17 protein-coding genes are annotated in these 24,892 nt (G+C 65.9%); 9 read left to right on the top strand and 8 right to left on the bottom strand.

Annotation, left to right across the window (positions count from 1 at the left end):
* Window positions 1-129: 129 nt before the first annotated feature.
* From tssJ to VCS63_RS24780, 5 genes are all read left to right on the top strand, one after another.
* A complete protein-coding gene (gene tssJ, locus VCS63_RS24760) occupies window positions 130-747 on the top strand; it encodes a type VI secretion system lipoprotein TssJ (RefSeq protein WP_223306381.1) in 618 nt (205 codons plus the stop codon).
* Window positions 748-816: 69 nt separating this feature from the next.
* A complete protein-coding gene (gene tssK, locus VCS63_RS24765; RefSeq protein ID WP_112966346.1) occupies window positions 817-2,163 on the top strand; it encodes a type VI secretion system baseplate subunit TssK in 1,347 nt (448 codons plus the stop codon).
* A 9-nt stretch (window positions 2,164-2,172) separates the two neighbouring features.
* Window positions 2,173-2,952, top strand: a complete 780-nt coding sequence (gene icmH, locus VCS63_RS24770; RefSeq protein ID WP_042795225.1) for a type IVB secretion system protein IcmH/DotU — start codon at window positions 2,173-2,175, stop codon at window positions 2,950-2,952.
* 26 nt (window positions 2,953-2,978) lie between these two features.
* On the top strand, window positions 2,979-8,159 hold the full coding sequence (gene tssI / locus VCS63_RS24775) for a type VI secretion system tip protein TssI/VgrG (RefSeq protein ID WP_323881282.1): 5,181 nt from the start codon (window positions 2,979-2,981) through the stop codon (window positions 8,157-8,159).
* The gene (locus VCS63_RS24780; protein WP_323881284.1) at window positions 8,140-8,766 is read left to right on the top strand and encodes a hypothetical protein; all 627 of its coding nucleotides are present in this window, start codon (window positions 8,140-8,142) and stop codon (window positions 8,764-8,766) included. The genes tssI and VCS63_RS24780 overlap by 20 nt, the downstream gene beginning before the upstream one ends.
* A 21-nt stretch (window positions 8,767-8,787) precedes the next feature.
* On the opposite strand, the gene VCS63_RS24785 is transcribed toward VCS63_RS24780, so the two are convergent.
* The 8 genes from VCS63_RS24785 to VCS63_RS24820 form a co-directional block, all read right to left on the bottom strand.
* Window positions 8,788-9,150 (bottom strand): hypothetical protein, encoded by a 363-nt coding sequence (locus VCS63_RS24785; RefSeq protein ID WP_323881286.1) that lies wholly within the window; start codon window positions 9,148-9,150, stop codon window positions 8,788-8,790.
* Window positions 9,151-9,184: 34 nt separating this feature from the next.
* Entirely contained in the window at window positions 9,185-9,568 is a 384-nt protein-coding gene (locus VCS63_RS24790) for a hypothetical protein (protein WP_323881287.1), read from the bottom strand.
* Window positions 9,569-9,901: 333 nt separating this feature from the next.
* Window positions 9,902-11,791, bottom strand: a complete 1,890-nt coding sequence (locus tag VCS63_RS24795) for a hypothetical protein (protein WP_063642892.1) — start codon at window positions 11,789-11,791, stop codon at window positions 9,902-9,904.
* A complete protein-coding gene (locus tag VCS63_RS24800; RefSeq protein WP_131798713.1) occupies window positions 11,788-12,318 on the bottom strand; it encodes a hypothetical protein in 531 nt (176 codons plus the stop codon). The genes VCS63_RS24795 and VCS63_RS24800 overlap by 4 nt, the downstream gene beginning before the upstream one ends.
* Window positions 12,319-12,345: 27 nt before the next feature.
* Complete coding sequence (locus VCS63_RS24805) at window positions 12,346-12,840, bottom strand: hypothetical protein (RefSeq protein WP_323881290.1); 495 nt, start codon at window positions 12,838-12,840, stop codon at window positions 12,346-12,348.
* Window positions 12,837-13,838, bottom strand: a complete 1,002-nt coding sequence (locus VCS63_RS24810) for a DUF4123 domain-containing protein (RefSeq protein WP_042795230.1) — start codon at window positions 13,836-13,838, stop codon at window positions 12,837-12,839. Before VCS63_RS24810 ends, VCS63_RS24805 begins: the two co-directional genes overlap by 4 nt.
* Window positions 13,835-16,708 carry a type VI secretion system Vgr family protein gene (locus tag VCS63_RS24815; RefSeq protein WP_323881292.1) on the bottom strand — a complete coding sequence of 958 codons (2,874 nt, stop codon included), beginning with the start codon at window positions 16,706-16,708 and terminating at the stop codon, window positions 13,835-13,837. The genes VCS63_RS24810 and VCS63_RS24815 overlap by 4 nt, the downstream gene beginning before the upstream one ends.
* A gap of 27 nt (window positions 16,709-16,735) precedes the next feature.
* Window positions 16,736-17,509, bottom strand: coding sequence for a hypothetical protein (locus VCS63_RS24820; RefSeq protein WP_323881294.1), 774 nt, complete (start codon window positions 17,507-17,509; stop codon window positions 16,736-16,738).
* A gap of 310 nt (window positions 17,510-17,819) precedes the next feature.
* On the opposite strand from VCS63_RS24820, the gene VCS63_RS24825 reads away from it, so the two are divergent.
* The 4 genes from VCS63_RS24825 (at window position 17,820) to tagF (ending at window position 24,892) form a co-directional block, all read left to right on the top strand.
* Window positions 17,820-18,671 carry a M15 family metallopeptidase gene (locus VCS63_RS24825; RefSeq protein WP_175199531.1) on the top strand — a complete coding sequence of 284 codons (852 nt, stop codon included), beginning with the start codon at window positions 17,820-17,822 and terminating at the stop codon, window positions 18,669-18,671.
* A gap of 28 nt (window positions 18,672-18,699) precedes the next feature.
* A complete protein-coding gene (locus VCS63_RS24830; protein WP_149063676.1) occupies window positions 18,700-20,088 on the top strand; it encodes a hypothetical protein in 1,389 nt (462 codons plus the stop codon).
* A 119-nt stretch (window positions 20,089-20,207) separates the two neighbouring features.
* Window positions 20,208-23,912, top strand: coding sequence for a type VI secretion system membrane subunit TssM (tssM, locus tag VCS63_RS24835; RefSeq protein WP_323881311.1), 3,705 nt, complete (start codon window positions 20,208-20,210; stop codon window positions 23,910-23,912).
* Window positions 23,909-24,892, top strand: coding sequence for a type VI secretion system-associated protein TagF (tagF, locus tag VCS63_RS24840; protein ID WP_042795234.1), 984 nt, complete (start codon window positions 23,909-23,911; stop codon window positions 24,890-24,892). The genes tssM and tagF overlap by 4 nt, the downstream gene beginning before the upstream one ends.

The following is a 24,892-nucleotide window of genomic DNA, read 5'->3' on the forward strand; positions in this document are numbered from 1 at the left end:
AAGGCCGCGTATTTCAACAACCTTTTGTTAGCACCACACTACAGTGCATTACTTCATGTAACTCACCACCAAATTTCGCGCATCGTGCTGCGATCTGTATGTTGTCGCAGCCTTCCGGTATAAAGAGCCATGTCAAAACATCTCTATTTTTCTCGGTGCATGGCAGCGGCGGCAGCCGTCGCGGCAAGCGCCGTAATCAGCGGTTGCGCAGCGGTTTCAGCGATTGGAGCGGTGGCGGGAATGACCGGCGGCGTGATGGATATGGCGGGCCTGAAAAAGGACCCGAATGCGCCTGTCGACGTGAAATTGGCGATACACGCCGGAGAAAATTTGAATGCGAGTAGCGGCCAGCCAATGGCTGTGGTTACGAAAATATACTATTTGAAGAATGCCGAGGCATTTCAACGCGCACCGCTCACGCAATTGGTTGATACTGACGCCGAAAAGGCGGCGTTGGGTGACAGCATCATCGCTGCGCGCGAAGTCACCCTGACGCCGGGACAGCGTTACGAGCACCTGGAAAAAGTGCCTAAAACCGCTGCCTACATCGCTGTCGCGGGCTTGTTCTACGCGCCCGCGCCACAGCGTTGGAAATACGTATTCGAAGTAAAAGCCGCCGAGGACACCGGCATCGTCATGGGCGCCCATGCCTGCGCGATGACCGTGGTCACCGGAAAAACCGTGTTGCCACCGGGCGTGCCCGGCTTCGACCCGGCCCGCCTCGGCTCGGTGCAATGCCCGAGCTGAACGCGAGCCGCCCCCGTCGACCCGCCGTCATGGACGCCCTCTATATATAAGAAGCAAGAGCCAGCAAACGTGAGCCATTCAGCGAAGATATTGTGGGGAGAGGGGCTGTTCCTGCGGCCCCAGCATTTTCAACGCCAAGACGCGTACCACGAGGCCCGCCTCGCGGAAATGAGCCGCGCGCTGCACCCCTATTCCTGGGGCTTGCGCGCCGCACGCTTCGACGCAGCCGCCCTCGCCAACGGCATGCTGCGCGCGACCGAACTCTCCGCGATCTTTCCCGATGGCGAAATCTACAGCGCGCCCCACAACGACGACCTGCCGCCCGCTGTGGCGCTGGACGGACTGGATGGGGCCAGCACGGCGGTTTTCTACCTGGCGCTGCATCCGATGAAAGACATCGGCGGCAACTACCGTGACACGCGCCAGGAGCAAGGCTTCGATGCGCGCTACGCGCACCAGGACAGCCCCGCCCCCGATCTCTACACCAACGCCAGCACGGCCGAACTCGCGTTCCTGCGCAAGAACGTGCGCCTGCTTTCGGAACACGAACCGCGCGACGCGCTGCTGACCATTCCCGTCGCGCGCGTGCGCCGTACCGCCAGCGCGGGCTATGAACTGGACACCAGCTTCATCGCCCCCAGCGTCACCGTACAGGCATGCAGCGCGCTCTTCGAACAGCTGCGCCGCCTGCTCGACGCGCTGCAGGCGAAGGTCAATGCGCTCTATGGCTTTCACCGCGAGCCGAACAAGAACATCATCGAGTTCCGCTCGGGCGACGTGGCCTCCTTCTGGCTGCTGCACACCTGCAACGAGGCCTACTCCGCGCTGTCGCACCTGTTCCACAACCCGCAACTGCATCCCGAGCGCCTGTTCCAGGAAATGCTGAGGTTGGCGGGTGCGCTCATGACCTTCTCCAAGGTCCATACGCTGGCGGACCTGCCGGCCTATCAGCACGACGCGCCTGGCGCGGCCTTTGCCCAACTGGACGAGATCCTGCGCGACCTGCTCGACACGGTCATCTCCACCCGCTACTTCTCCATCGTGCTGGAAGAGCTGCGCCCCTCATTCCATGTGGGCCGGCTGGACTCCGGCAAGCTCGACGAGACCACTGCGCTCTATTTGTCGGTCTCTGCCGCCACGCCTGCCAGCGAACTGGCCGAAACCGTGCCGCTGCGCTTCAAAGTGGGCGCGCCCGACGACGTCGAAAAACTGGTGCTGTCGGCGATGCCGGGCGTGCAGCTTGTGTACACGCCGCAGGTTCCCCCCGCCGTGCCCGTCAAACCCGGTGCCTGCTACTTCACCTTGCAGACCCGCGGCTCGCTGTACGACCGCATGCTGCAAGCGCGCAGCATCGCCATCTATGCCCCTTCGGGCATCCCCGACCTGAAACTGGACCTCATCGCCGTCACCCGCTAGAGCTTGCCCATGACCGCCGACGCGCCTTCCCTGATGCCCGGAGCCTCGCTCCCTCCCCGAGCCGCGGACTTTTACGGTTCGCGCCCCGCGAAGTCCTTATTGGACCTGCTGTACGACGGGTTCCTGATGCTGTTCCTGCTGAAAAGCGGCCAGGAGCCCGTAGACGCCGCCTCATTCTCGGCGCGCGTCCAGCAGTTCCTGGCGGACTTCGAACGCAGCGCCAAGAAAATGGACATTCCCGCCGAGGACGTCTACGCCACCAAGTACGCGTTCTGCGCGGCAGTGGACGAAACCGTGCTGAACTCTGGCTTTTCCATCCGCGACGCCTGGATGCTGCAGCCGCTGCAACTGACGCTCTTCGGCGAGCAACTCGCTGGCGAGAACTTCTTTGCCCGCCTGGAAGACCTGCGCGCACAAGGCGCGCCGCGCCTGCAATCGCTGGAAGTGTTCTACATGTGCCTATTGCTGGGTTTCCAAGGCAAGTACATGATCGAAGGCCAGGAAAAGCTGGGCTATCTCACCGCGCGGCTGGGCGACGAAATCACGCTGCTGCGCGGCAAGCGCGCGGGTTTCGCTCCGCACTGGCCCCTGCCCGACAAGATCGCCCACACCCTCAAGCGCGACGTGCCGCTATGGAGCATCGGAGCACTGTTCGCGCTGCTGGGACTGCTGGCCTATCTGGGCATGAGCCATTTCCTCAACCGCGACATGCAGACCGCCATGGCTCCGTACCATGACATCGTCAAGATCGGGCCGCGCGCCGCGCACTTGACCATCTCGCTCCCCTGAAGGCCGCAGGCCGACCGCCCAGCACCATGACCGACCGCCCCCATGCGTCCGCCGGCTTCAGCAGCCTGGATACCGCCGCCCTCTCCCAGAACGCCCGCCTCCTGCAAGTGCGCACGCCCCTGGACGCAGCGCTCGCCGTCGAGCGCATGAGCCTGCGTGAAGGTGTTTCCGAACTGTATGCGTTGACGCTGGATTGCCTGGCATCCAACGCCGAACTGGACGTGCAGGCGCTGTTGGGCCGCGAGATCACCGTCAGCCTGCTGCTGGCCGATGGCGGCAGACGACAGTGGCATGCCGTGGTGGAAGGCGTGGACGCGCTGGGCGCGGACGGCGGCCTGGCGCGCTACCGGCTGCACGCCGGGCCCTGGTTGGCGTCGCTGGGCCTGCGCCGCGACAGCTTTGTGTTCCAGGACAAGTCGGTCACGGACATCTTGACCGAGATCTTCGCCGACTATCCGATGGCGGCCTACTCGTTCGACATCGCCGAGCCGCCCGCACCGAGACCATTGCGCACCCAGTACCGCGAAACCGATCTGGCCTTTGTGTTGCGCATCATGGCCGAAGCCGGCCTCAGCTTCCGTTTCGATCATCAGCAGGACGAACAGGACGGCGACGCCTCCGGCGGCGCGCGCCACCGCCTGGTGGTGTTCGACACACGCGCGGCGCGGCCGGTCTGCCCCGACGCCACGCTGCGCTTTCACCGTAGCGACGCCACCGAAACCCAGGACAGCATTACGCGCTTTGGGGCATCCCGCGCGGTACGGCCCAACGCAGTCACCCGCCTGGCCTGGGACGAACGCAAGCTGCTCGCGCACGCGGCCCATGCGCAATCCGATGTGCAGGCCGGCGCCTTGCCTCTCCTGGAAGACTACGACTACGACGGCCATGGCCGCTATGCCGACAGCGACGACGCGGAACTTGCCGTCGCGCGCCGCTTGCAGGCGCATGAAGCCCGGATGGTGCGTTTCGACGGCAGCGGGACGGCCCGGCAGATGATGCCGGGCCATGATTTCACCCTGACCCAGCACAGCCGTTACGCCGCGGGCTCGGGTCAAGCGCTCGATGAAATGGGCGGAAACCGCTATACCCTCTTGAGCGTGCTGCACCAAGCCGCCAATAACCTGGGTAGCCAGGCCGCCCAGGTGCTGGGCGCGTCGGATCTGGAGCACGGTTCGTACCGCAATGACTTTGACGCGCTGCCCGCGGCGGCGCCGCTGATGCCGGAATGGCGCGCCAAGCCCACGGCGCCCGAAGGCCTGGTGGCCGTGGTGGTGGCGGCGCCGGACACGCCCATTTCCTCGGGCCGCGATCTGCGCATCAAGGTGCAATTTCCTTGGCAACGTGGCGCGCGTCCGCTGGCTGGCGGTCTTGCGCACCGCAGTCATGGCGACGACACCGGCAACGCGCCAGGCGACGACAGTTCCGGCACCTGGCTCCGCGTGGCGGGCGCACAGGCAGGCCCCAACTGGGGCGCGCACCATCTGCCGCGCAAGGACACCGAGATCCTCGTCGAGTTCCTGGACGGCGACATAGACCGGCCCGTGGCCTCGGCGCAGCTGTATAACGATGCAGACCTGCCGCCCTGGTCTGCCGGCGAGGACGCCGGGGCCAACCATCCCGGCACGCTCAGCGGCTGGCACAGCAAGGGCTTGGACAACGACGGCCACAGCCAATGGCTGTTCGACGACACGCCCCGGCAGATGCGCACGCGCCTGTCCAGTTCAGTCGGCGCCACGCAACTGGGCCTGGGCTATCTGGTCCAGCAGGCGGCGGATGAATCCAGCCGCGGCGCATGGCGCGGCACCGGCTTCGAACTACGCTCCGACGCCTGGACCGTGGTGCGCTCAGGACAGGGCATGCTCGTGTCCGCCAATGCGCGCGAAGACGCCCGCTCCACCCAGGCCGACGCCCGGGAAGCGCTGGCGCTGCTGCGCGGCGCGCAGAACGCGGCACAGCGCCTGAATGCTGCCGGCACGCAGCGCCAGGCGCGCCCGCTCGCAGCCACCAGCCAATATGACGCGCTGACTCGCGCCATCGACCCCAAGGGCGACGGCCGCTATCCCGGCAGCGTGGGCGGTCAGCAGGCGGTCAAGGCCAGCGGCGCCGAGCGTACGGGCACAGAGGCGGTGGAGCGCATCGACGGCGCCCGCATGCTGATCGACGCGCCGTCCTCACTCAACTTTGCAACGCCGGCCTCGGCGATCCTGCACGCCAGCGAGAACCTGCACGTCACCGCGCAGGCCGACGGCCACGTGGCAGCGCGCCAGACCTTTGCCACTGCCTCCGGCCGCTCCACCAGCCTGTTTGTGCAGGACGGCGGCATCCGCGCCGTCGCCGCCGAGTCGCCAGTGTCGATCCACGCGCATACCGACATGCTGGAGATGCTGGCCGGTCAGGACATCACCGTCACTTCCACCACCGACAGCATCGAGATCCTGGCGAACCAGAGCATCACTCTGCAGGCGGCGGGCGCCAGCATCGTTATGAACGGCGGCGATATCCTGTTCAAGGGGCCGGGCATGTTCTCGGTCAAGGGCGCGTCGCACAATCTGATCGGGCCAGCCAGCGATGCCGCCACGTTGCCCGCGCTGCCCTCCACCCAGGTTGGCGATCCGATGCTGGTGACGGCCGAACTGGTACACCGGCCCAAGGCCAGGCTGCAGGCGGAAGCCGGCTCCGGCCAGGCGCTGAATGCGGCTGGGGCGACCGGCGCTATCGCCGCGGCTCCAGCGGCGACAGCCCCCACCGCGGCAGCGGCCGCTGGATCGCAAAGCTCCCTGCTGGGCAGCGCCGGCGCGGCACTTGCGAGCGGCGCGACTGCCGTCTCCAAGAGCCTGTCGGCGGCGGCCGATGGCGCGTCCGGCATGCTGGATCAGGCCAAGGACATGGCGGGCGACGCGCTCAAGCCTGTGCAGGACTTGGGCGCGATGGCCGGCAAGACCATGCAGGCAGCGGGCCAGGCGGGCTCGGAGCTGATGTCGGGCGCCATGGCCAAAGCCGGCGGCATGGCGAAGACGGCCATGCAGAATGTGGCGCCGTCGCTGACCAGCGGCGCCACGCAATCCTTGGCCGGCATGGCAACGCCGTCGCTAATGGACGGCGGCCTCTCCACCATGAACATGGCACAAGGCGCTGGCGACGCGCTGGCCGGCGCGGTATCCATGCCCCAGGCGCTGACTGACGCGGCAGGCGCCGTGTCCAAGGCCGGCGGCATGGCCACGCAGGCGTCGGCCCTGGCCTCGCAGGCATCCACCCTCGCCTCGCCGGCCGCAGGCGCCGGTCCATCCGCCTCGGGCATGCTGTCGGGCGCTTCCAGCGCCGCCACGGCAATGGGCAACGCCACGGCAGCATCCGCCCTGGGCGCCGCGTCCAACCTGGCCGCAGCCGGCAGCGGCGGCGTGGGGGCCGCCATCGGCCCGGTCATGACCCAGGCCATGGGCGCCATGGGCGGCCGCCCCGCCGCGCTGAGCTCGGCGGTGAACTCGCTGCTGACCATGCCCGACGTCAACCAGGGCAATCTGCCCGCGGTAGCGGGCGCGATACTCAGCACGCCCGGCCTGACGGACTCCGCGATTCCGTCCGTGGTCGGCGCCATCCTGCAGTCGCCCACGATTTCCAGCGTCACGCTGCCGAAGGTAGCGGAGGCGATCATGAACATCCCCGCGGTGGCGAATTCGCCTTATCCGGCGATGGCCAAGCGCGTCATGGAAATGGCCGGCGTCAGCCTGCCCGGCCCTGTGGCGAGGCCTGCGGGCGCGCCCGGCGGCCAGGACGCGGGCGGCTCCGCGGCGGCCGGGACGCCAGATGCCGGCACACCCACGCCGTCCGCCTACCGAGCCAGGAGCGGCGCCAAGCTCCAGTACGTCAACCTGAAGGAAGAGGACGAGGTCTGGAACGACGGCCAGGCGCTGGACAGCCTGGACCGCCAGACCAACAAGCCCAGAATCCGCGTGCGCTTCAACAAGGCCGGCCAGCATCGCTTCAGCGTCAAGGTCAGCCCGCGTCCGGGCAATGCGGTGTACTCCGCGCGCGAACAAAGCCGCCAGCCGCTGTATCGAGAGCCGAACCAGCGCTCTTACAGCTACGTGACCGATGCCGACGGCACCAAGGTGGTCGACAACATCACCCTGCCGGCCGCGGGCCTGAACACCTATACCTTCGAGGTGGTCAACGACAAGAACCAGACCATCTCCACCGAACAGGTCGAGACTGCAAGGCGGCTGTATCTCCAGGAGATCATGCTGCCCGGTCCCGAGCCCCTGGCACGCCGCCACGGCTTCCAGCCGACCGCGACGGAATACGCGCGGCATGGCGTGGACGTCGTGCAATTGCCGCCAGTCAGCGCACGCGGGGACGCCAACATGGACGTGTTCACGGACGACGGTTATGAACGCCTGCGCCAGCTGGCGGCTTCCGTCTACCCCGGATCGCAGGGCCCGGACCACGAGCCCTATACGCTCGTCGTCTGCCATATCGACCGCTTGGCCTCGATGCTGCCCGTCCAGCCCATTTACGTGCAAGCCTCGGCCGGCCCCGGCGCGGGCGACAAGCAGGTGCAATTCGTCAACGCCGACGGCACCCTCAGCTTCCTGTGGCATCACATCGAGCCTGGCGTGGACTGGTACGTCGAATGCCTGTTCGAATACACCGACCCTGCGGCCGGCATCAGACAGGTGACGATACCCAAGGACCGCATGACCCCGGTGCCTTACGACCCTGCGAATCCCAAAGCCTGCCACGCCCTGAACATCCGCATGGCGGGCCTGGTGCCCGTGCCGACCTCGGGCAAGATCATCCTGAAGGTCCGGTTGCTGGAAAGCTCCGCAGGCGGCGTGGCGTTCCCTGGCACCAACCTCCTCGGCGTGGCGGCAATGAGCCCCTGGGAGCCCAACACGCTGGATTATCTGCAGCAGACGCTGGTGCACGAGATCGGCCATCTGATCGGCATGACGCCCAGCGGACCCGAGTGGGCGCGGACTCACCCGGACGAGGCCGACATGGACTCGTCCAAGCTCGACAAGGGTCCGTATTTCTATTCCCAGTTCGGCAACCATTGCCACTTCGGCCTGCCCGCCAGCCAGGCCGACCCCAGCCACGTCGGCTCCTGCGTCATGTTCGGCGGCGACTGCGTCAGCATCCGCTTCTGCGCCAGTTGCGCCCAGGCCGTGCGCAAGACGGATATGTCCAATGGCTGGCCCTCGTTCTGACGCGCGGCGCCGCACGGCGCCGGTGCTGGCTCTGCTGCTCGCGGCCGCGATGGCCCTGGCCGCGCCTGGCGCCGCCACCGCCGCGCGCCCCACCCCTCATACCCAGAAGACCACGATGAACACCGACTGGATCGACCCGCCCTCGTTCGCTACCGCGCCCATCGGCACGGTGCGTGACCACGCCTGCATTCCGCCCAACCATGGCAGCGACGACCAGCTCAACATCGCCGCGCCCGCCCGCGTGCGCCCGCAGGCTTCCGGCGCGCTGGTCATCCCGGTCTGCGCGCAGGGCATCATCCCCGTCTCGCAAAACCAGAAGCTGCCGCGTTTCGTCGCCATCAATACGCAGACCAAGGCGGTCTATGAAGGGGTGGCCTACGAGTACAAGCCGCGCAAGCGCCCCGGCATGGAAGTGGACGAGATCCCCAGCTCGCGTCCCCCCAAGGGCATTCCCATCAGCCCCGGCATCAGCGTCGGGACGCAGTTCAGCACCGATCTGGCGGCGCAGGTGCAGCTGCCCAAGGATCCGGCGGTCTACGAGGTGTATATCGAATCGAACGGCGTGCGCTCGAATACGGTGAAGATCGAAGTGCAGGCGGCGAAGTAAGCGCCCTGCTTGCAGCGGCCGCTAAGACGCGCGGGCCCCGATCATGCGCAGCACCCGGTCCCGGATCGACCGCCCATAGGCCCAGCACCAGACGGCCAGCGCCAGCATCGCAACGGTGAAGTAGGCCCTGGCCTCGATCGGCACCGGGTTCATCGCCGAGATCGTCAGAAAGGGTTCATAGCCCACGAAATCGCTGGCGGCCAGCGTACTGAAGATCAGCGCCAGGACCGGGCCCGTGAAATGCGGGCGCTCGCCGCGCGTGGCCTTGTCAGCCCACAGGGACCAATAGATGTAACGGCTCAGCTGGATCGTCACCGCGAACAGCGGGATGACGACGGCGAGCATCAGGACGATAAGGGCGACGAGGACTTGAGGCGGAAGCATGGCGGAATTTTAGCGGCACATCAGGCATTGCCCTTCACCCCTTGCACAACCGGTACCGGACCCACAAGCCGATCACGGACAAAATCAGCGCGGGTCCCAGATAGTAGGGAAGAAAGAACAGGAAATACCCATACCCGCGGTCATAGTTCCGGGCGACGTAGTAGGCGAGCAGAGCAGCCACGGCAGCAAACGCCCAGACGGCTACCATGGCCACGGCAAACCACTTGCGCGACGCCTCGGATCCCAAGGCTCCGAAACGGTTTGGGCGCACGTGGACTGCGATCCCGAGGAGATAGAGGATAGGCAGCGCGAACGCCAAGGCTTGTGTCGCATACAGGGCCATGTCAGTGGACCACATGACGAATTCACGCAAAACCGCCTCCCATGGATAGAGCTTTCCGATGCCCCGCTTCTTCAAGGTATATCTCTATCCAGGCATCTAACGTGATCATCGATTCGTCACCCAATCACTTCCCGGAAGCTCTGGGGCCACGTTGCTGGAATCCGATACGAGCGGCGACTTGGCATAGCGCACCGCCGCTTTCCCCTCTGGATATATACGCAACTCCACTACGATCTCGCCAGCGGGACGCTGAGGCTGGGAAAGCGTCACCTGAAACGGAAAGCGGCCCTCCCCGGCTGCATCTGGCCCGGATTCATAGCGCCACGATATGCTCATCGGCGCGTCAGGCGCTTTCGCATCTCTAACCTCATTCCTTGATGGCCAGTTCCGACGCCTGCCCGCCGACGACTAGAACGGCAATCCCAATAGCAGCGGATTCGGTGTCGCCATATTGGAGAAGGTTGCGTCGGCCGCTTTCTTCAATTTTTCCGTAAATGTGGGCTGCCGCGTATCGTCGCCATCGTCGATGTAGCGGGACCGGAAAAGTCGTGCATTGTTGGGCAAGCGTTGAATCGCCCAACCATCATCAGGAGGGTCCACCGGATCATGCATATAGCCCGAGAAAATCCGCATAATCGCCGGCCCCAAACGCGGACGCTCGTTATCCGGTAACGACGACACCTCCATGCAGGCGCGTTGATAGTCGTCGGGAGGCGAGATGCGGGATCCCCCGAAGAACGTCACCTTGCCGGGGTGCTTATGCATGATTTCCAAGCGCGCAAAGTCGATCGCGGCCTGCATCGCCGTGATGTACAAATACCCCGGAGCAGCGCCGGTTCGCGCGTCATTGAGCAGCATCCGCAACCAGACCACGTAAACCATGCGATGAAGGTAGAGTTGCCGCGCAAGCGTCTTGTCGCCTTCCATGCCATCGATAGCATCCCGGGCATGCCGCAGTTCCAGCAGTTGCTTGGAAGGCCTCGCCAGCTGTTGCACGTAGCTTCGCAGATCATTACGCACCGTCGAGGTCGCAGCAATATCGAAATCAGCGCCCAAGGCTCTTGCGTTCGTCTTGGTTTTTTCCAGTCCTTCGAAGGGCACGCCGGAAAGTCTGGCTATGCGCCACATTTCCTGCAGCGTGACGCGGCCTATTCCTGGATCCCGCTGCTGAAACCCAGGCGGATAGCATCCCGACACATCGGCACCCAAACCTGGGTACACACGCTCCTGACGCGCGGGCGGCGACATTGGCGTATCGGTTAAGGCACGCAGTGTCGCACCGCCCAGCGTATGCACCCGCCATCTCAGCTCATGCCCCGCAATGAAATGCGCGGCCTTCGCGAGCGCACGCGGCAGTTCCTGGTCGTCTGCAGCGGTGTTGCGCAAGAAGCCAAATGGAGTTTTTGAAGCCAGGAAGCCGACGACAGAATTGTCGCGATACCCCACTGCATCGTAGAACCCGGCAAACACCATCTTGAGCGGGACCTTGCGCTTATCCTCGAGCGTCCATTCAAGCGTATCGCTATTGGCATCGCCGTCGCATTCCTTGCACAGCTCATTAAGAAAAGCCCGAGCCAGCGCCGCCCCCCAATCGCAACCAAAAACCGAAACCTGGATTTCCTCGATCTTGATCGCCTGCGAGGAAATAGCGTTCTTGAAGTAGGAAACTCCTTGAGAAATACGCGGAGCAACACCGGAGTTGATCGCCTCGAACATGAATCGGGAATCACGAACCGGATCAAGCTGATCCAAAATGGCGCGTGTAATGTTTCCGGCAGCATCCTTGACAATCTTGACACCAGTCCTGCCTGGATTTCGTATCGCATCTCCCACATCCTTGCGCACTTTACCGGGCAGCCCCTTCATTGCGTCACTGGCAGCTTCACCCACGCGCCTGCCTTTGAGGATGTCGAGACCGATGTCCTTGGCAGTATCCTTGGGAAGATCCTTGGCAGGATCCACGGTGACGCTTTTAAGCATATCTCCCGCGATCGATCCCGCTTGATTCTTGGCGAACTCGTAGGCATCCAAATTCATTTCGGTACCCAGGCCGGCCACGTAGTACCCAGCTCTGGCTATCGATCCAACGGCGTCCCTTCCAAACGCCCTGAACAAGCGCCCAACATTGGATGGCGGCAGTACCGGATCCGCTACGTTCAGGCCTATGCCATCAAAGAAAAGCGCGACATGCAATTTCCCATGGCATTTGACGCTACTGCTCGGCTCACATGCGACGGCGCGCATGACTTCGCGTTCCTCATCCAGCGATATTTCTTTCCAACTATCCGCGGCGCTCATCGATTCGACACCCAATCGTTCCCTGGAAGTTCAGGATCCACGTTGCCTGACGCAACTCCGAGAGGCGTCTTGGCATAACGCGCCGCCACTTTTCCCTCTGGATAGAGACGCAGCTCCAGAACCACTTCACCTGCGGGACGTTTTGGCTGAGGGAGCGTCACGTGAAAGGGATAGTTTCCCTCCTCGGTTGCCTGCGGACCAGAGTCATATCGCCAGGACACCTCCAAAGGAGCCTCGGAGGAGGTCGGTTTGTAGCCGAATCCGTATGCATTTTTCCCAGTAGCGTCATTGGCATCGGCAAACCATCGCTGTCCGGTCGTAGTCGAGTACGCGATGTCATAGGGCGTGAAGTTATAGGCATAGACAGTCACTGTCCCTTCCAGAGCGCTTCGTGGAACATTTTGCGTCTGGCTTCGCTCCACGTAGACATAAGTCCCCGCCACCACGGCCATCACCGCCAGTACGCCCAGTGCGACCCACCGCCCGAGTTTCGAACGCCCCGACTTTCCCTGACCTCGCTCAGACATCCCCGACATCCCTCTATCCCTTGTTGATCATTGACTGACCCAGTCGCCGCTGTTCCACACCGATTCCGGCGCGCCCATAGGCTCTGGCATTTCTGTTTCCGTCGCAAAGCGGGCCTGCACCCGGTCCGGCGCGGTAAAGCGCAGCAATAACGCCGCGGCATTTCCCGGACGTGGCACCTTCAATTCAGCGCTATGCGGATACTGCTTATCGCTGCCGTTGATGGCCCCCCACACGACCTGCACAGGCTTGCTACGGCTGTCCGGACCATAAATGCAGGCGCCCGAAAGCGGGCCGCCCGGCGTTCCCGATGCTTTCGCTACCCGATCGCCCGGGAATGCGCCGGATGAGTCCTCCAGGCGATAGCCGATATCGACCTCTGTGTCGTTGCGGGCTTCGCAGATCAGCAATGGAGGCAAGAGCGCGGCGTAGGCCCAGCGGTAGACGGGCGGACCCGCGATGGCGCCAACGGCAACCAAGGCCAGTATCAGCACCGTCCAGAGCCACAGACGTTTGGACTTCATGCAACTCTCCTGTGCGCAGATTCTGTGGGCAGCGGTTCGATGGCATAGCCTGCCGGGGCCTCAAACTCTATCGCGCCATCCTGCATCGCCAACTCGGCCCTGACGGCGGCGCGTTCTTCGGACGCAAGGCGCTCCAACACGCCATCCAGCGCTTCCCCATTTCGTAAACGCGCCTGGACCACCGAGCTGCGGTGCGCCATCGGATGCAGATCCAACGCATCCAGCGCGTAGCAGAACTGGCGCTCGAAGGTCGTCAGCCCATGTGCCGCCGCCACCCGCGAAAGATGACAAGCCAGAGCGTACGGCGTGGGGCGCGTCCAGCGGGCCAGCATGGCTGGGACCCGCTGCATCAGCGCGTCGAGCAGAGGGCCGGGTTCGCATAAGCGCATCACGGCTTCCGTCTGCGGCGGGGTCAGGATCCAGAGCGGTGAGTCCGGTCTTGCCACCGGCCCGCCCGACGCCAACGTCAGGGAGCAGACCCGGTTCCAGGGATCGACCCAGGACCAACTTTCGCCCGGCTTCAACATGCCGCGCAGCACGTCTACTCCCATCAGCATCAGCATGGGTTCCGCGTGGCGGGGATCGTAGTAGCGCAGCAGGAAGTCCAGGCCATCGTCGGTCCGCGCATCCAGCCAACACGCCAGATGCCGGGCCATCTCTTCAAGAGGCCGTTCGGTCCATATCCAGGATACGGCATGATGCGCCTGCCCGACCCGCCACAGCCACTCGGCCTGCGCGAGATCCGGCTGCGCCAGCATCGGGCCGATGGATGCCGCCACGACCTCGTGCCGCCGCGCGTATAGCGATGCATCGCCAGGATCCCCGAAATGGCGCAACAACTCGGCGGGCGCGGGGTCCCGACAACCGTCCAGCATGCCGGGCTCGACCAGGGCAAAGAGATTGAGGTCCGATACTTGGACGCGAGCGCTGGCCTGGACCTTGGCGTGCAGGCTCTTGAGATCGGAATGCAGGACCAGCGGACGAACCTGATTGCTCATGTGCGAAACACCGCTGGCAGTGCCTGCTTCATGGCGTTCTTCAGGCATTCGACGCAAACCTGGCCAGGCATGGCCGGAAACTGATAAGGCATCTGGTCAGGCCCCGCAAACTGCTTGTTCCCTGTCTTCACATCGATCCGCCCCGGCGCCGTCACCGTGATGTTGCCGCCTTCCAGCACGATGCTGGCGCCGGCCGCGGTGGCAATGCGGATGCGCTTGGGCGCGGCATACTCGACATTGGTCTGCGCGCTGCCGATGGTGATGTCCTTCTGTGCCTGCACGCGCAGGATGTCGTGCTGGGCCTGGACGTGCACGTCGCCGGTGGCGGAAATCAGGTCCAGGCCAGAGTCCGCGCCGCCCTGCTGCAACCCGGCGACGATGCCCAGCCCCTGCCCCGTATGCACGCGCAGCGCGCCCATCACGGCCAGGTTCTGGTCCTTGCCGGCCGACCAGTGCACGGTCTCGCCGGCGGTGTATTGCATGTGTTGGCCGGCGACCTGCGCCAGGCCTGCGCGCGCGGCCATGAACACGACCGGATCGGTCAGGTGCGGCACCTTGCCCTCGGCCGCCTGAGTGTGTTTGGCCGAGGCGTCACTGCGCGCGCCATCCAGGCTTTCGCCTGCGACGGTACCGGATACCGCGCAATGCATGGCGGCCAAGGGCGCCTTGCCGTCGTCCAGCACGCTCGCTTCAGCTCCCTTGGAGCCCAGCGCGCTCGCCAGCCGCAGGCCCTGGTGCGCACCGACCACGCCATCCAGCGAGCGCGCCATCTGGTCGGCCTGGCTCGCCAGCGCTTGCAGCCCTGCGGCCTCGCCTGCGGGGCCGGCGCCGGTGCCGGCGTAGGTGCTGAGCAGCACGCCCGCGCCGCCGCGCACGGCGCCGTAGGCGTCGGTGCGCAGTTCGGCGCCCAGGCCGCGCAGGCCGCCGCGGTAGTTGCCAGCCTGATGGATCAGATGGCCCAGGTTCAGCTCGCTGGCTTCCTGGCTGCTCTTGATTTGCAGGCGCAGTTGGCCGTCGCTGTCGTCGAACACGATCTGGTTGTAGCCCGAGCCGCCGAACTCCTTGCTCTTGAAGCCACTTAACGCGGCAGCGTTGCGGTGGTTATCCTCGCCGCCTCCGGCGCCATGCCAGGCAGGCGCATTGCCTCCGGCGAGGTTAGCCTGCGCGCTGGGCGCTGCGTCGCGGGCCGCGGCGTAAACCTGCGTGTCTGCCTGCCCTCCATCGCGGCCGCCCGGCGTAGCCGGCGTGCCGCCTTCGCCCCGGCCGTTGTACAGCGCGCCCACCACGATGGGCTGGTCCACATCGTCGTCCAGGAAACGCACCAGCACCTCCTGACCGATACGCGGCACGAAGCTCATCCCCATGCCGGCTCCGGATTGGCGTTGCGCCACGCGGGCCCAACGGCTTTTCGCCAGGCCCTCTTCGCCCTCGGCCTGCCAATGGAAACGGATGCGCACGTCGCCACGCTTGTTGCGCAGAATTTCGTCCTGGCCCCGCGCCTGCACAGCGCCATCCGCGTCCGTCACGATGGCCGTGTGCACGCCATGGACGGACGGCGCTCCATTCAGGCGCGCGCCACGCGCTTGCGCAAGTGCAGGCCGCCACGGACGATCGCAGCGCACCGCCTGGAAACGGTTGGCGTAGCCCACTTCATGCGCCTTGGCCAGGACGGCGCCGTCGGCCCTCGACGGATCGGCATCCTGGCGCCCGGCGCCGGGAGGCTCGGGCGCCTCGGCGTCCAGCGTCAAATGCGCATCCAGGCCGCCAAGGCGCTGCGCCAGCGAGGCGCGCGTCTCGGGTGGCAGGTTGTTGATGCCGACGTGCTCGATCCGGTCCAGCGCGAAGACCGGCTCAAAGCCCTCTTCACCGGAAGGCCCGAGCGGGGACATGTTCTGCAGGGTGAATCGCGTGCCCGATCGGAAGGTGCGCACACCGCCCAGGCCGGCAAAGGTCTCCGCGCCGGCCTGCACGGCTTCCATTGCCAATCCGGCCTGGCGCCGCGCCTGCGCCTCGTCGGCGAAGCTGCCGTGACCGGCCACCTCATACCATTCAAGGCCCTCCTCTTCGCCGCCGTCCGCCGGGCGCGCCAGCGCCTCTGCCGCCACCGCGCGCTTGCCGCCCGCGTGCCAGCCCAGGACCGTAACGCGGTCCGGACCGCGCCGCCACTGGCGTGCCATGGCCTGCACGGTATCGCTGGACTCGGTCGCGCCCGCGCGGTGAAAGCGCACGCCGCCGCCCGCTGATTCCGCGTCCTCGGCAAGGCTCCGGCTGTCGGCAAACACCAGCACTGCGTGCCGTGCGGGCACCTCGGGATCTTCGACCATCGTCCAGCCCAGTCCTGCTTCGGCCAGCAACCGGCTGATGAAGGCATAGTCGGTTTCGCGGTACTGCGTGGTGTAAGGCCGCGGCGCCACGTCGGCCAGCGCTTCGGTGGCATCCGCCGCCACGCGATGCACATAGCCTTCGTACGCACCCAACACATAGCCGATGATGTCCAGCACCGGCCGCGCTTCGAACACGCGGCTGTTGCGCTGTTGGGTGGCGAGCCACAGCCACGGCACGACCGTCAGGCGGTAACGCGCCACGCCGGCATCGCCAGACAGCAGTTCGGCTTCACGGACCAGGCCGCTGCGGCCCGCACGGCTGCCATCCGCGCGCGTCGTCCACAACGTCACAGGCCGCCCGATCATGTCCCCCAGATCCAGGCTGGCGCTCTCGGCCAGCGCAACCAGCCGCATCTGCGCGATGCCGGACAGGGCTTCGCGTGCAACCCAACCTTCAATCTGCAGCGAGGCGAGCGCGCCTTCGCCTTCCAGGGTGTAGAGGCGAGCGTCGGAGCTGAACAGGCCGGGCGTTGCAGTCGGATCCATTGCGGAAAAAAAACCTTCTCTGAAGACTCAGGGCTCGACGTGGGCTTGCGGATTGGGGCATTCGGGCGCGGTGCCCCAATAGCCCGCGCATACCCGCAAGCGGCATTGTTCGCTTTCCAGGAAGCCCAGCTTGCGGCATTGCTCCAGGCGCGCCGTCAAGGGCGAGCCCGGCAATTCGCGGATGAAGACACCGTCGCTCTTGTAGACCTTGGTCCCGGGCGGCGAAGCTGGCGGCAGGCCGTAGGACATCAGCGCCGCAAGCAACGCGGCGTCGGAATCGTTGTTCGGCGGCTTCGCGCGCTTCGCCGTGGCTGGCGACGCAGTTGAGCGCGCGCTATTGGCAGCATGCTCCGCATGCTGCACCGTGGGTCCGCCGGCCTTGGGCGCGGCGGACGGCGCGGGCGGCTGAGCCTGCAACGCGGCGCGGGGCTGCGGCGCCGTGGCGGTAACGGCGAGTGCCGACAAGGGATTCTCCGGCACGCGGTCCGCGTCGGCATCCGGGCGCGTCAACTGCGCCAGCGGGTGGTCTTCGATAATGGCCGCAGCGGACGGTGGCGCTACGGTTTCGGCGGCGCGCGCAGTGGCCGCCGGCGCGGGAACCGGAGCTGAAGCAAGCACCGGAGCAGTGGGTTGTTGCGCTGGCGCCGGCGCGCCGGCCTCCGCCACCACAGGCAAGGCAGGCGCATCGAACACGCTATACAGCACCCCGCTCGCGGCGCCCGTCAGCAGTAGCAGCAACAGCGCGAGCGGCAGGCGGGAACGGCGCTTGGGCGCCAGGTGCTTGACCTCCGCGTCCGGCATACGGCCCTCCAGCGCGGCAAGGATGCGCGACGCCGCGCGTTCATCCGGTGACGGTGAGCGTCCTGCGAGCAAGCTGGGAACAGAGGTCGGTGATCGCGATCTTTTTTCGTCTTCTGCCATGCGAAGTCCCGTGTCTGCAGAGGTCGTCTAAACCCCTGTAACCAAGGGGTTCGAGAATACCTGATGACTTCTTTCGCATCATCGTTTCTTGTTACGAGTTCTAAGCCACAGACGCGTTTTGCAACGTCCAGGCGCTTGCCTGAATCCCGAATAGAACAAAAGATTACGCCTTCGTAACTGAGGGACCTCTTTGCTTCTCCTCCTGCCTTTCTACTTTCTGCTCGTCATAGGCGTATCCGCGCTGCTCGTCTTCCCATCTTGGCGGGAGGCCGCCGCGCGGGGCGCACGCGCGCTCGCACAGGGAATTCGCCAGGGCATGGCCCGTGGCGCGGGACATGCGGGAGGGGCCGTCGGCGGATCGGCGCATGCGCTGCGCACGGGCTTCGGAAAGGCCGGCGGCGCGTTTTCGGCGTACCGCTGGCACATCGCCGCTGGCCTGCTGGTTGTGTTGCTTCCGTCACTTTTTGCTTTCGTCATGCGACACAATCACACATTTGTTTACGAGGATCGAACCGCTGGCCCCGACCCTCGCATCCAGGCCCTGCTGACCGGCGAAAGGCTGGTGCCTCCGCCTCCGCTGCCGCCTGAAGCCTTCACGACCCGCGAAGTGGAAATGGTGCGTCCCAACCTGGGCGGGGCGAGCCGCGACTGGAACCTGCTGGATGCCGATTACCGCCAACGCCTGCTGGCTGCGTACCGCGTGATGCGCGAAGAACACGGCTACGAGATGGTGCTGATAGAGGGTTATCGCAGCCCCGACCGCCAGGCGGAACTCGCAAAGATGGGCTCGCACGTGACCAATGCCGGCGCCTATCAGAGCTATCACCAGTTCGGACTGGCCGCCGACAGCGCCTTCTTGCGGGACGGCAAGGTGGTCGTGTCCGAGAAGGACCCCTGGGCAATGCGGGGCTACGAACTGTTCGGCGAGACCGCCGAACGCGTTGGCCTGACCTGGGGCGGCCGCTGGAAGATGATGGACTTCGGCCACACCGAGCTGCGCCGCCCAGGCGTCATGCAACGCAATGGCGGGGCCGCGCCATGACCAACACCGGATACGTCGGATCGCATTCATGACCCGCATTTTCAAAACCGGACTGCTGCTGGCCCTCGTCTTTGGCGTGGTCTGGCTCGCCGTCATCATCTGGTGGCAGGAATCGCATACCTTGCCCACCGGAGTGGACATCGGCCTCTATCTGTTCGCCCTGCCGCTGGCGCTGATCGCCACGGCATGGGGCGGCATGCGCATCGTGCGCGCGCGCCGCGAAGCGCGGACCGCGCCGACGCAGCCCGCGCAGGACGGCGGCGCCCAGACAGCCGAAGCCCCGCCCCAGGCCGCGCGCCTGCGCGTTCTGGCCAGCGCGGCCAGCGCCGCCATGGGCAGCGAGCCCGCAGCCATCCACGCGGCGTTGGCCGCGCAGAAGCGTCCGGACCTGGATCCCTCATTCAAAAACACGCACGGATTCCCGGTCTTCAGCGCCCGGGCGCCGCAACTCGATACCGATGCGCTGCGCGCGACCGCGCGCGAGGCCGGCGCCCCGGCCGCCGCGCTCGATGAAGAACGCGTGCGCGCAACCGCCCTGTTGGCAGAGGTCGTGGAGACGCTGTCGCAGGAGGCGCGCGCCGTCGTTCTGAATCAGGGCGAGCCGCAACGCGACGACGCATGGCCCCTCTTGCAGCTGGAATTGCTGCTGCCGGCACCATGGCCCGACGCCGTCCGCGACTACGCCGCGGACCAGCTGCGCGCGTTGACAGCCTGGCCGGCCAGCCGCGTCGTCGTGCACCAGCATGCCGCGCAAGACGCGCTTGCCTGCGACGGCCTGTTGCGCCAACTGGCGCACGACTCCCAGGTCGCTCGCGGTGCAACACTGTGCCTGGTCGCCGTCACCGACTCCTACATCGATGCCGCTCGCGTAGAGCAATGGGACGCCGCCGGCCGGCTTATGTCCAACGTCAATCCGCAGGGCCAGGTGCCCGGCGAAGCCGCGGCGGGCCTGCTGCTGGACCTGGCCTCGCACGCGCCCGGCAGCGAGCCGGCGCGCACCGACGGCGCGCTGAACCTGACCCTGTCGGCGCACGTCAGGCGCGCCGTCGGCGCCGACGCGCGCGGCGCGTTGCATGAACCTCGACTGACCGAATTGGCCACGCAGTTCCTCGCCGAGCAAGGCCAGCCCGCCGACGGCGTCGCCGCGCTGATCAGTGACGCCGACCACCGCGGCAGCCGCCCGCTGGAGGCCGCGGGCCTCGCATCGGCCCTGTTTCCCGCGCTGGATCCCAACCAGGACTGCCTTGCGGTGGGCTCCGGATGCGGCCACACCGGCGCGGCGGCGCATTTGCTGACCGTCGCGGTGGCCGGCATCGCCTGCGCGCAGGCAGACGCCCCCGTACTCGCCCTCATGACCCAGGATCCCGCGCTGCGGACGCTGGTGCTGGTGTCATCCTCCGAACCCCTTCCCGCCTGACCCACAAGAACAAAGCTCAAACCATGCGCAGCCCCTCCGATCTGCTATCCGGCACCTCCCGCGCCATCAGCGAAGGCCGACACTGGTCCTCGCGAGCGCTGGCCAACCCACGCACCTTCATGGCGCTCGGACTGCTGGCCCTGGTGGTGTTTCTTTTCCTGTTCGCCGAAACCGTGGAAATCGGCCTGGTGTGGGCCGGCATCGCCCTGGGCGTTTGCGTGCTGCTGTGGCTGTGCGCCTACCTGTGGCGCCGGCGGCGCGCGCGCCATGCCAATAAAAACCTGGGCGACATGCTGGAACAGCAGGTCCAGACCGGCGCGGCCGCCAACCGCAACGACGTGGAAGCGCTGCGCTCGCGGTTGATCCAGGCGGTGCGCACGATCAAGACCTCGAAGATTGGCCAGACCTCCGGCAACGAGGCCTTGTACGAACTGCCCTGGTACATCGTCATCGGCAATCCCGCGGCGGGCAAGAGCAGCGCCGTGATCAATTCCGGCCTGCAGTTTCCCTTCGCGGACAAGAACGGCGCCGCCGTGCGCGGCGTAGGGGGCACGCGCAACTGCGATTGGTTCTTCACCACCGAAGGCATCCTGCTCGACACTGCGGGGCGCTACTCGGTGCACGAAGAGGACCGCAACGAATGGATGGGATTCCTGGACCTGCTCAAGCGGCACCGTCCCAAGGCCCCCATCAACGGCATCATCGTAGCCGCGAGCATCGACGAGCTGACGGGCACGGGCCCCGAGTTCGCGATCAACCTGGCCAAGAACCTGCGCCAGCGCGTGCAGGAACTGACCGATCGCCTGGAAGTGTTCGCGCCGGTCTACATCATCTTCACCAAGGCGGACCTGATCTCGGGCTTCAGCGAGTTCTTCTCCGACAGCGACCAGAGCGAGCGCGACCGCGTCTGGGGCGCGACCCTGCCCTACGGCGCCGAGGAAAACCGCGACGTGCTGGCGCTGTTCGACAGCCGCTTCGATGAGCTGTACGAAGGTCTGAAGGAAATGGGCACGGCGCAGATATCGCTGCGCAATAGCCGCGACCTGCCGCCGGGCCTGCTCACGTTCCCGCTGGAGTTCGCCGGCATCAAACCCGCGCTGCGCACGTTCCTGTCGACGCTGTTCGAGACCAATCCGTTCCAGTACAAGCCGGTGTTCCGCGGCTTTTACTTCACCAGCGCGCTACAGGAAGGCGTCACGCAAAGCACCTCTACCGAACGCCTGGCTGAACGCTTCGAACTGCGGCCGGCATCACGCGCCCAATCGCGCAGCGTGACGTCCAACAACGGCTTCTTCCTGCGAGACCTGTTCTCCAGCGTGATCTTCGCGGACAAGAAGCTGGTTCGCCAACACGCCAGCCCCGCCAAGACCCGTATGCGCTACCTGGCCTTCTTCGGCCTGGTACTGGCGCTGGGCCTGGTGCTGGGCGGCTGGAGCTGGTCCTACCTGGGCAACCGCCAGTTGGCGCAGAACGTGCAGGCCGACCTGGACAAGGTGGTGCGCCTGCAAAGCGAACGCACCGATCTGCAAAGCCGGCTGGAAGCGATGGAAATCCTTCAGGACCGCATCGAACAGCTGGACCGCTATTCCTCCAGCCGCCCGTGGTCGCTGGGGCTGGGCCTGTACCAGGGCGACGTGCTCAAGGAACGCCTGCTGGCCGAGTACTACAACGGCGCGCGCCAGTTCATGCTGGCCCCGGTAAAGGCCAGCCTGGAGGATTTCCTGGCCAAGGTCGACACTTCCGCCGCAGCAGCCAACGGTGCCGCGCCCCAGCCCGCGCCGCAACAGGCCCGCCCCGCCCACGCTGGCGGCGGCGACACCCTGTTCCAGGATGCCTCGCCCACCAACGCGGACGACGCCTACAACGCGCTCAAGACGTACCTGATGATGGCGAATCACCAGCACGTCGACCCCACGCACCTGTCCGACCAGATCACGCGCTACTGGCGCGGCTGGCTGGAGACCAACCGGGGCGCCATGCCTCGCGACCAGTTGATCCGCAGCGCGGAACGCCTGATCTCGTTCTACGTCGCCCGGGCGCAGGACGAGGGCTGGCCGCAGATCGACACCAATCTTGCGCTGGTCGAAAAGACCCGCGGCAGCCTGCGCGCCGTGATGCAGGGCATGCCGGCGCGTGAACGCGCCTATGCCACGCTCAAAGCGCGCGCCGCCACCCGCTTCCAGGCCATGACGGTAGCGCGCATCGTGGGCGAGAACGACGCGGGCGTGGTCGCCGGCAGCTACGCCATCCCCGGCACGTTCACGCGTGAAGCCTGGGAGCAGTACATCCAGCCTGCCATCGGCGAGGCCGCCAAGAAAGAAGTGCAAACCAGTGACTGGGTGCTGGGCGTAAATGCGCGCGACGACCTGACGCTGGAAGGCAGCCCGGAGCAGATCCAGAAAAGCCTGGCGACGATGTACAAGACCGAGTACGCCGAGGAATGGCAGAAGTTCCTGCGCGGCGTGACGATCAAGCCTTTCACGAGCTTCGAACAATCTGTGGGCGCGATGAACCGCCTGGGCGATCCGCAGACCTCGCCCATCGCCAAGCTCATCAACACCACCTATGAGCAGACCTCGTGGGACAACCCGTCGCTGATCAACGCCGGGCTGCAACAGGCCCAAAGCGGCGTGGTCGGCTGGTTCAAGCGTGTCATCCTGCGCCAGACGCCGCCGTCCGCCGCGCCCGCTACCGCAGCCAATGGCGAAGCAATTCCGATGGGCCCGGTAGGACGTGAATTCTCTGACGTGGCGCGCCTGGTCGTCACCCGAGACAACCAGTCCCTGCTGGGCAATTACATGGGCGCGCTGTCGAAGATCCGCACCCGCTTCAACCTGCTGAATAACCAGGGCGATCCTGGTCCGGGCGCGCTGACGCTGATGCGCCAGACGCTGGAGGGTAAGGACTCAGAACTGGCCGACGCGCTGAAACTGGTGGACGAGCAAATGCTGGCCGGCATGTCGGCGACGCAGCGCGAAACCCTGCGTCCGCTGCTGGTGCGACCGCTGATCCAGGCCTATGCCGTCACCATGCAGCCGGCGGAGTCGGAGCTGAACAAGGTCTGGAACGCACAGGTCTACCGGCCGTTCAACCAGACGCTGGCGGAGAAGTATCCGTTCACTAGCCGCGCCAGCGTGGAGGCCAGCAGCGACGAGATCGGCCAGGTGTTCGGCCCGCAAGGCAGCATTGCCAAGTACGTCAACGACACGCTGGGCCCGCTGACCGTGCGCCGCGGCGACATCCTCACGGCGCGCACGTGGGGCGACATGGGCGTGAGCCTGCAACCCACCTTCACCGCCAACTTCGCGCAATGGGTGGCGCCGCTCTCGGGAGGCGCGGCGGGCAGCGGCGCAACCAGCCAGCCGCAGACGCTGTTCCAGATCCAGCCCAAGCCCGCGGCCGGCGTGACGGAGTACACGATCGAGATCGACGGCCAACAGCTGCGCTACCGCAACACGCCTCCGCAGTGGGTCAATTTCGTGTGGCCCAATGCCCAGGGCGCCCCCGGCGCGCGCATCACCGCCACCACCTTCGACGGCAGCGTGGTCGAGATCGTGAACGAGCCGGGCCGCTTCGGCCTGGAGCGTCTGATCTCCACTGCCCAGCGCACCGCCAATGCGGACGGCAGCTTCAACATGAGCTGGGGCAAATCCAACGTAACGGTGCCGGTGAAGCTGCGCATCATCAGCAACGCCCAGGCGCCCGGCGCCGGCGGCAGCGAGCCCGGCGGCAGCCAGGGCCTGCGCAACCTGCGCCTGCCCTCGTCCGTGATCGGCGCCTCTCCCGAATCCTCCGCCCAGACGCAACCCGGAGCGCCGCAATGAGCAACCCGCAGTCCCCCCTGTTCCGCACGGCCTACTTCGGCAAGATCCCCAGCCGCGGCGATTTCGTGAAGAACACTTCGCATCCGCAGTTGATGGCCACGCTAGACGCATGGGTGGCCACCACCATGGAGATGCTGGCGCAGGAACCTCATTGGAAGGCGCTGTACGACGAAGCCGAGCCCATGCCCTTCGCCATCCTGGGATCTCGCGGCAAGCTGGCCATCGCGGGGCACCTGCAGCCTAGCCAGGACCTGTCCGGCCGCCGGTACCCCTTCCTGTCCGCTACCTCGGTGGAAGTCCAGAAGCCACTGGCCTTCATCGCCCGCAGCCCCATCGCCTTCAGCCGGATGTGGAACCGCATGAGCGGCACCGCGGCCGTATTGATGCAAGACAGCGATCCCGCCGCCGCCCTGCAGACGCTCAACGAACTGGAAGGCGAGATCCGCACCGCGGCCGACGACGGCTTCGACGCCTTCGTCGACCTGCAGACGCTTGAGCGGCTGGAGGCGATGCTCCGCGGCAACGGCCACGCGGCGCGCGTGCACGACATCATCCTGGCGCTAGGCATCCTGCTGGAACCTGTGATGTCCAGCGGTTCCTCGCAGCTGGACAAGGGGTTGTCGCTGCCCCTGCCGGACGATCCGCTTTACATCAATCTGGTGGCCGCCTACTGGATGACACTGATTTCGCCCTTCCTGTCCCGTGCGGACTTCGAGATCACGATCTTCATCGGCCGCATTGCCGGCAAGCACCGGCTGGCAGTGGACTTCCGGGGCGCCTCGCCGCAGACGCTGGCCAGCCTGCTGTCCACGCCGCAGGCTTATGCCGAACAGCACATCGTGCTGGAGGACGCGCCCTGGGTTCGCAACCACGTGTCGGCCAGCCACGGCCTGGCCAAGCTTTCCAGCTACCTGGACCAGCCGCGCCTGTCCCTGCGCCTGGCGCTCGACACCTTTCTCGAAGTCTTTACCGGAGCCTGA

Source organism: Achromobacter sp. D10, from assembly GCF_035282245.1.
GTDB classification, from domain to species: domain Bacteria; phylum Pseudomonadota; class Gammaproteobacteria; order Burkholderiales; family Burkholderiaceae_B; genus Achromobacter; species Achromobacter insolitus.

What these genes read in the sequence shown, in the direction of transcription:
- tssJ (WP_223306381.1), top strand. Translation starts at nt 130, where the DNA reads ATGTCAAAACATCTCTATTTTTCTCGGTGCATGGCAGCGGCGGCAGCC.
- icmH (WP_042795225.1), top strand. Translation starts at nt 2,173, where the DNA reads ATGACCGCCGACGCGCCTTCCCTGATGCCCGGAGCCTCGCTCCCTCCC.
- tssI (WP_323881282.1), top strand. Translation starts at nt 2,979, where the DNA reads ATGACCGACCGCCCCCATGCGTCCGCCGGCTTCAGCAGCCTGGATACC.
- VCS63_RS24780 (WP_323881284.1), top strand. Translation starts at nt 8,140, where the DNA reads ATGGCTGGCCCTCGTTCTGACGCGCGGCGCCGCACGGCGCCGGTGCTG.
- VCS63_RS24785 (WP_323881286.1), bottom strand. Translation starts at nt 9,150, where the DNA reads ATGCTTCCGCCTCAAGTCCTCGTCGCCCTTATCGTCCTGATGCTCGCC.
- VCS63_RS24795 (WP_063642892.1), bottom strand. Translation starts at nt 11,791, where the DNA reads ATGAGCGCCGCGGATAGTTGGAAAGAAATATCGCTGGATGAGGAACGC.
- VCS63_RS24800 (WP_131798713.1), bottom strand. Translation starts at nt 12,318, where the DNA reads ATGTCTGAGCGAGGTCAGGGAAAGTCGGGGCGTTCGAAACTCGGGCGG.
- VCS63_RS24805 (WP_323881290.1), bottom strand. Translation starts at nt 12,840, where the DNA reads ATGAAGTCCAAACGTCTGTGGCTCTGGACGGTGCTGATACTGGCCTTG.
- VCS63_RS24810 (WP_042795230.1), bottom strand. Translation starts at nt 13,838, where the DNA reads ATGAGCAATCAGGTTCGTCCGCTGGTCCTGCATTCCGATCTCAAGAGC.
- VCS63_RS24815 (WP_323881292.1), bottom strand. Translation starts at nt 16,708, where the DNA reads ATGGATCCGACTGCAACGCCCGGCCTGTTCAGCTCCGACGCTCGCCTC.
- VCS63_RS24820 (WP_323881294.1), bottom strand. Translation starts at nt 17,509, where the DNA reads ATGCCGGACGCGGAGGTCAAGCACCTGGCGCCCAAGCGCCGTTCCCGC.
- VCS63_RS24830 (WP_149063676.1), top strand. Translation starts at nt 18,700, where the DNA reads ATGACCCGCATTTTCAAAACCGGACTGCTGCTGGCCCTCGTCTTTGGC.
- tssM (WP_323881311.1), top strand. Translation starts at nt 20,208, where the DNA reads ATGGCGCTCGGACTGCTGGCCCTGGTGGTGTTTCTTTTCCTGTTCGCC.
- tagF (WP_042795234.1), top strand. Translation starts at nt 23,909, where the DNA reads ATGAGCAACCCGCAGTCCCCCCTGTTCCGCACGGCCTACTTCGGCAAG.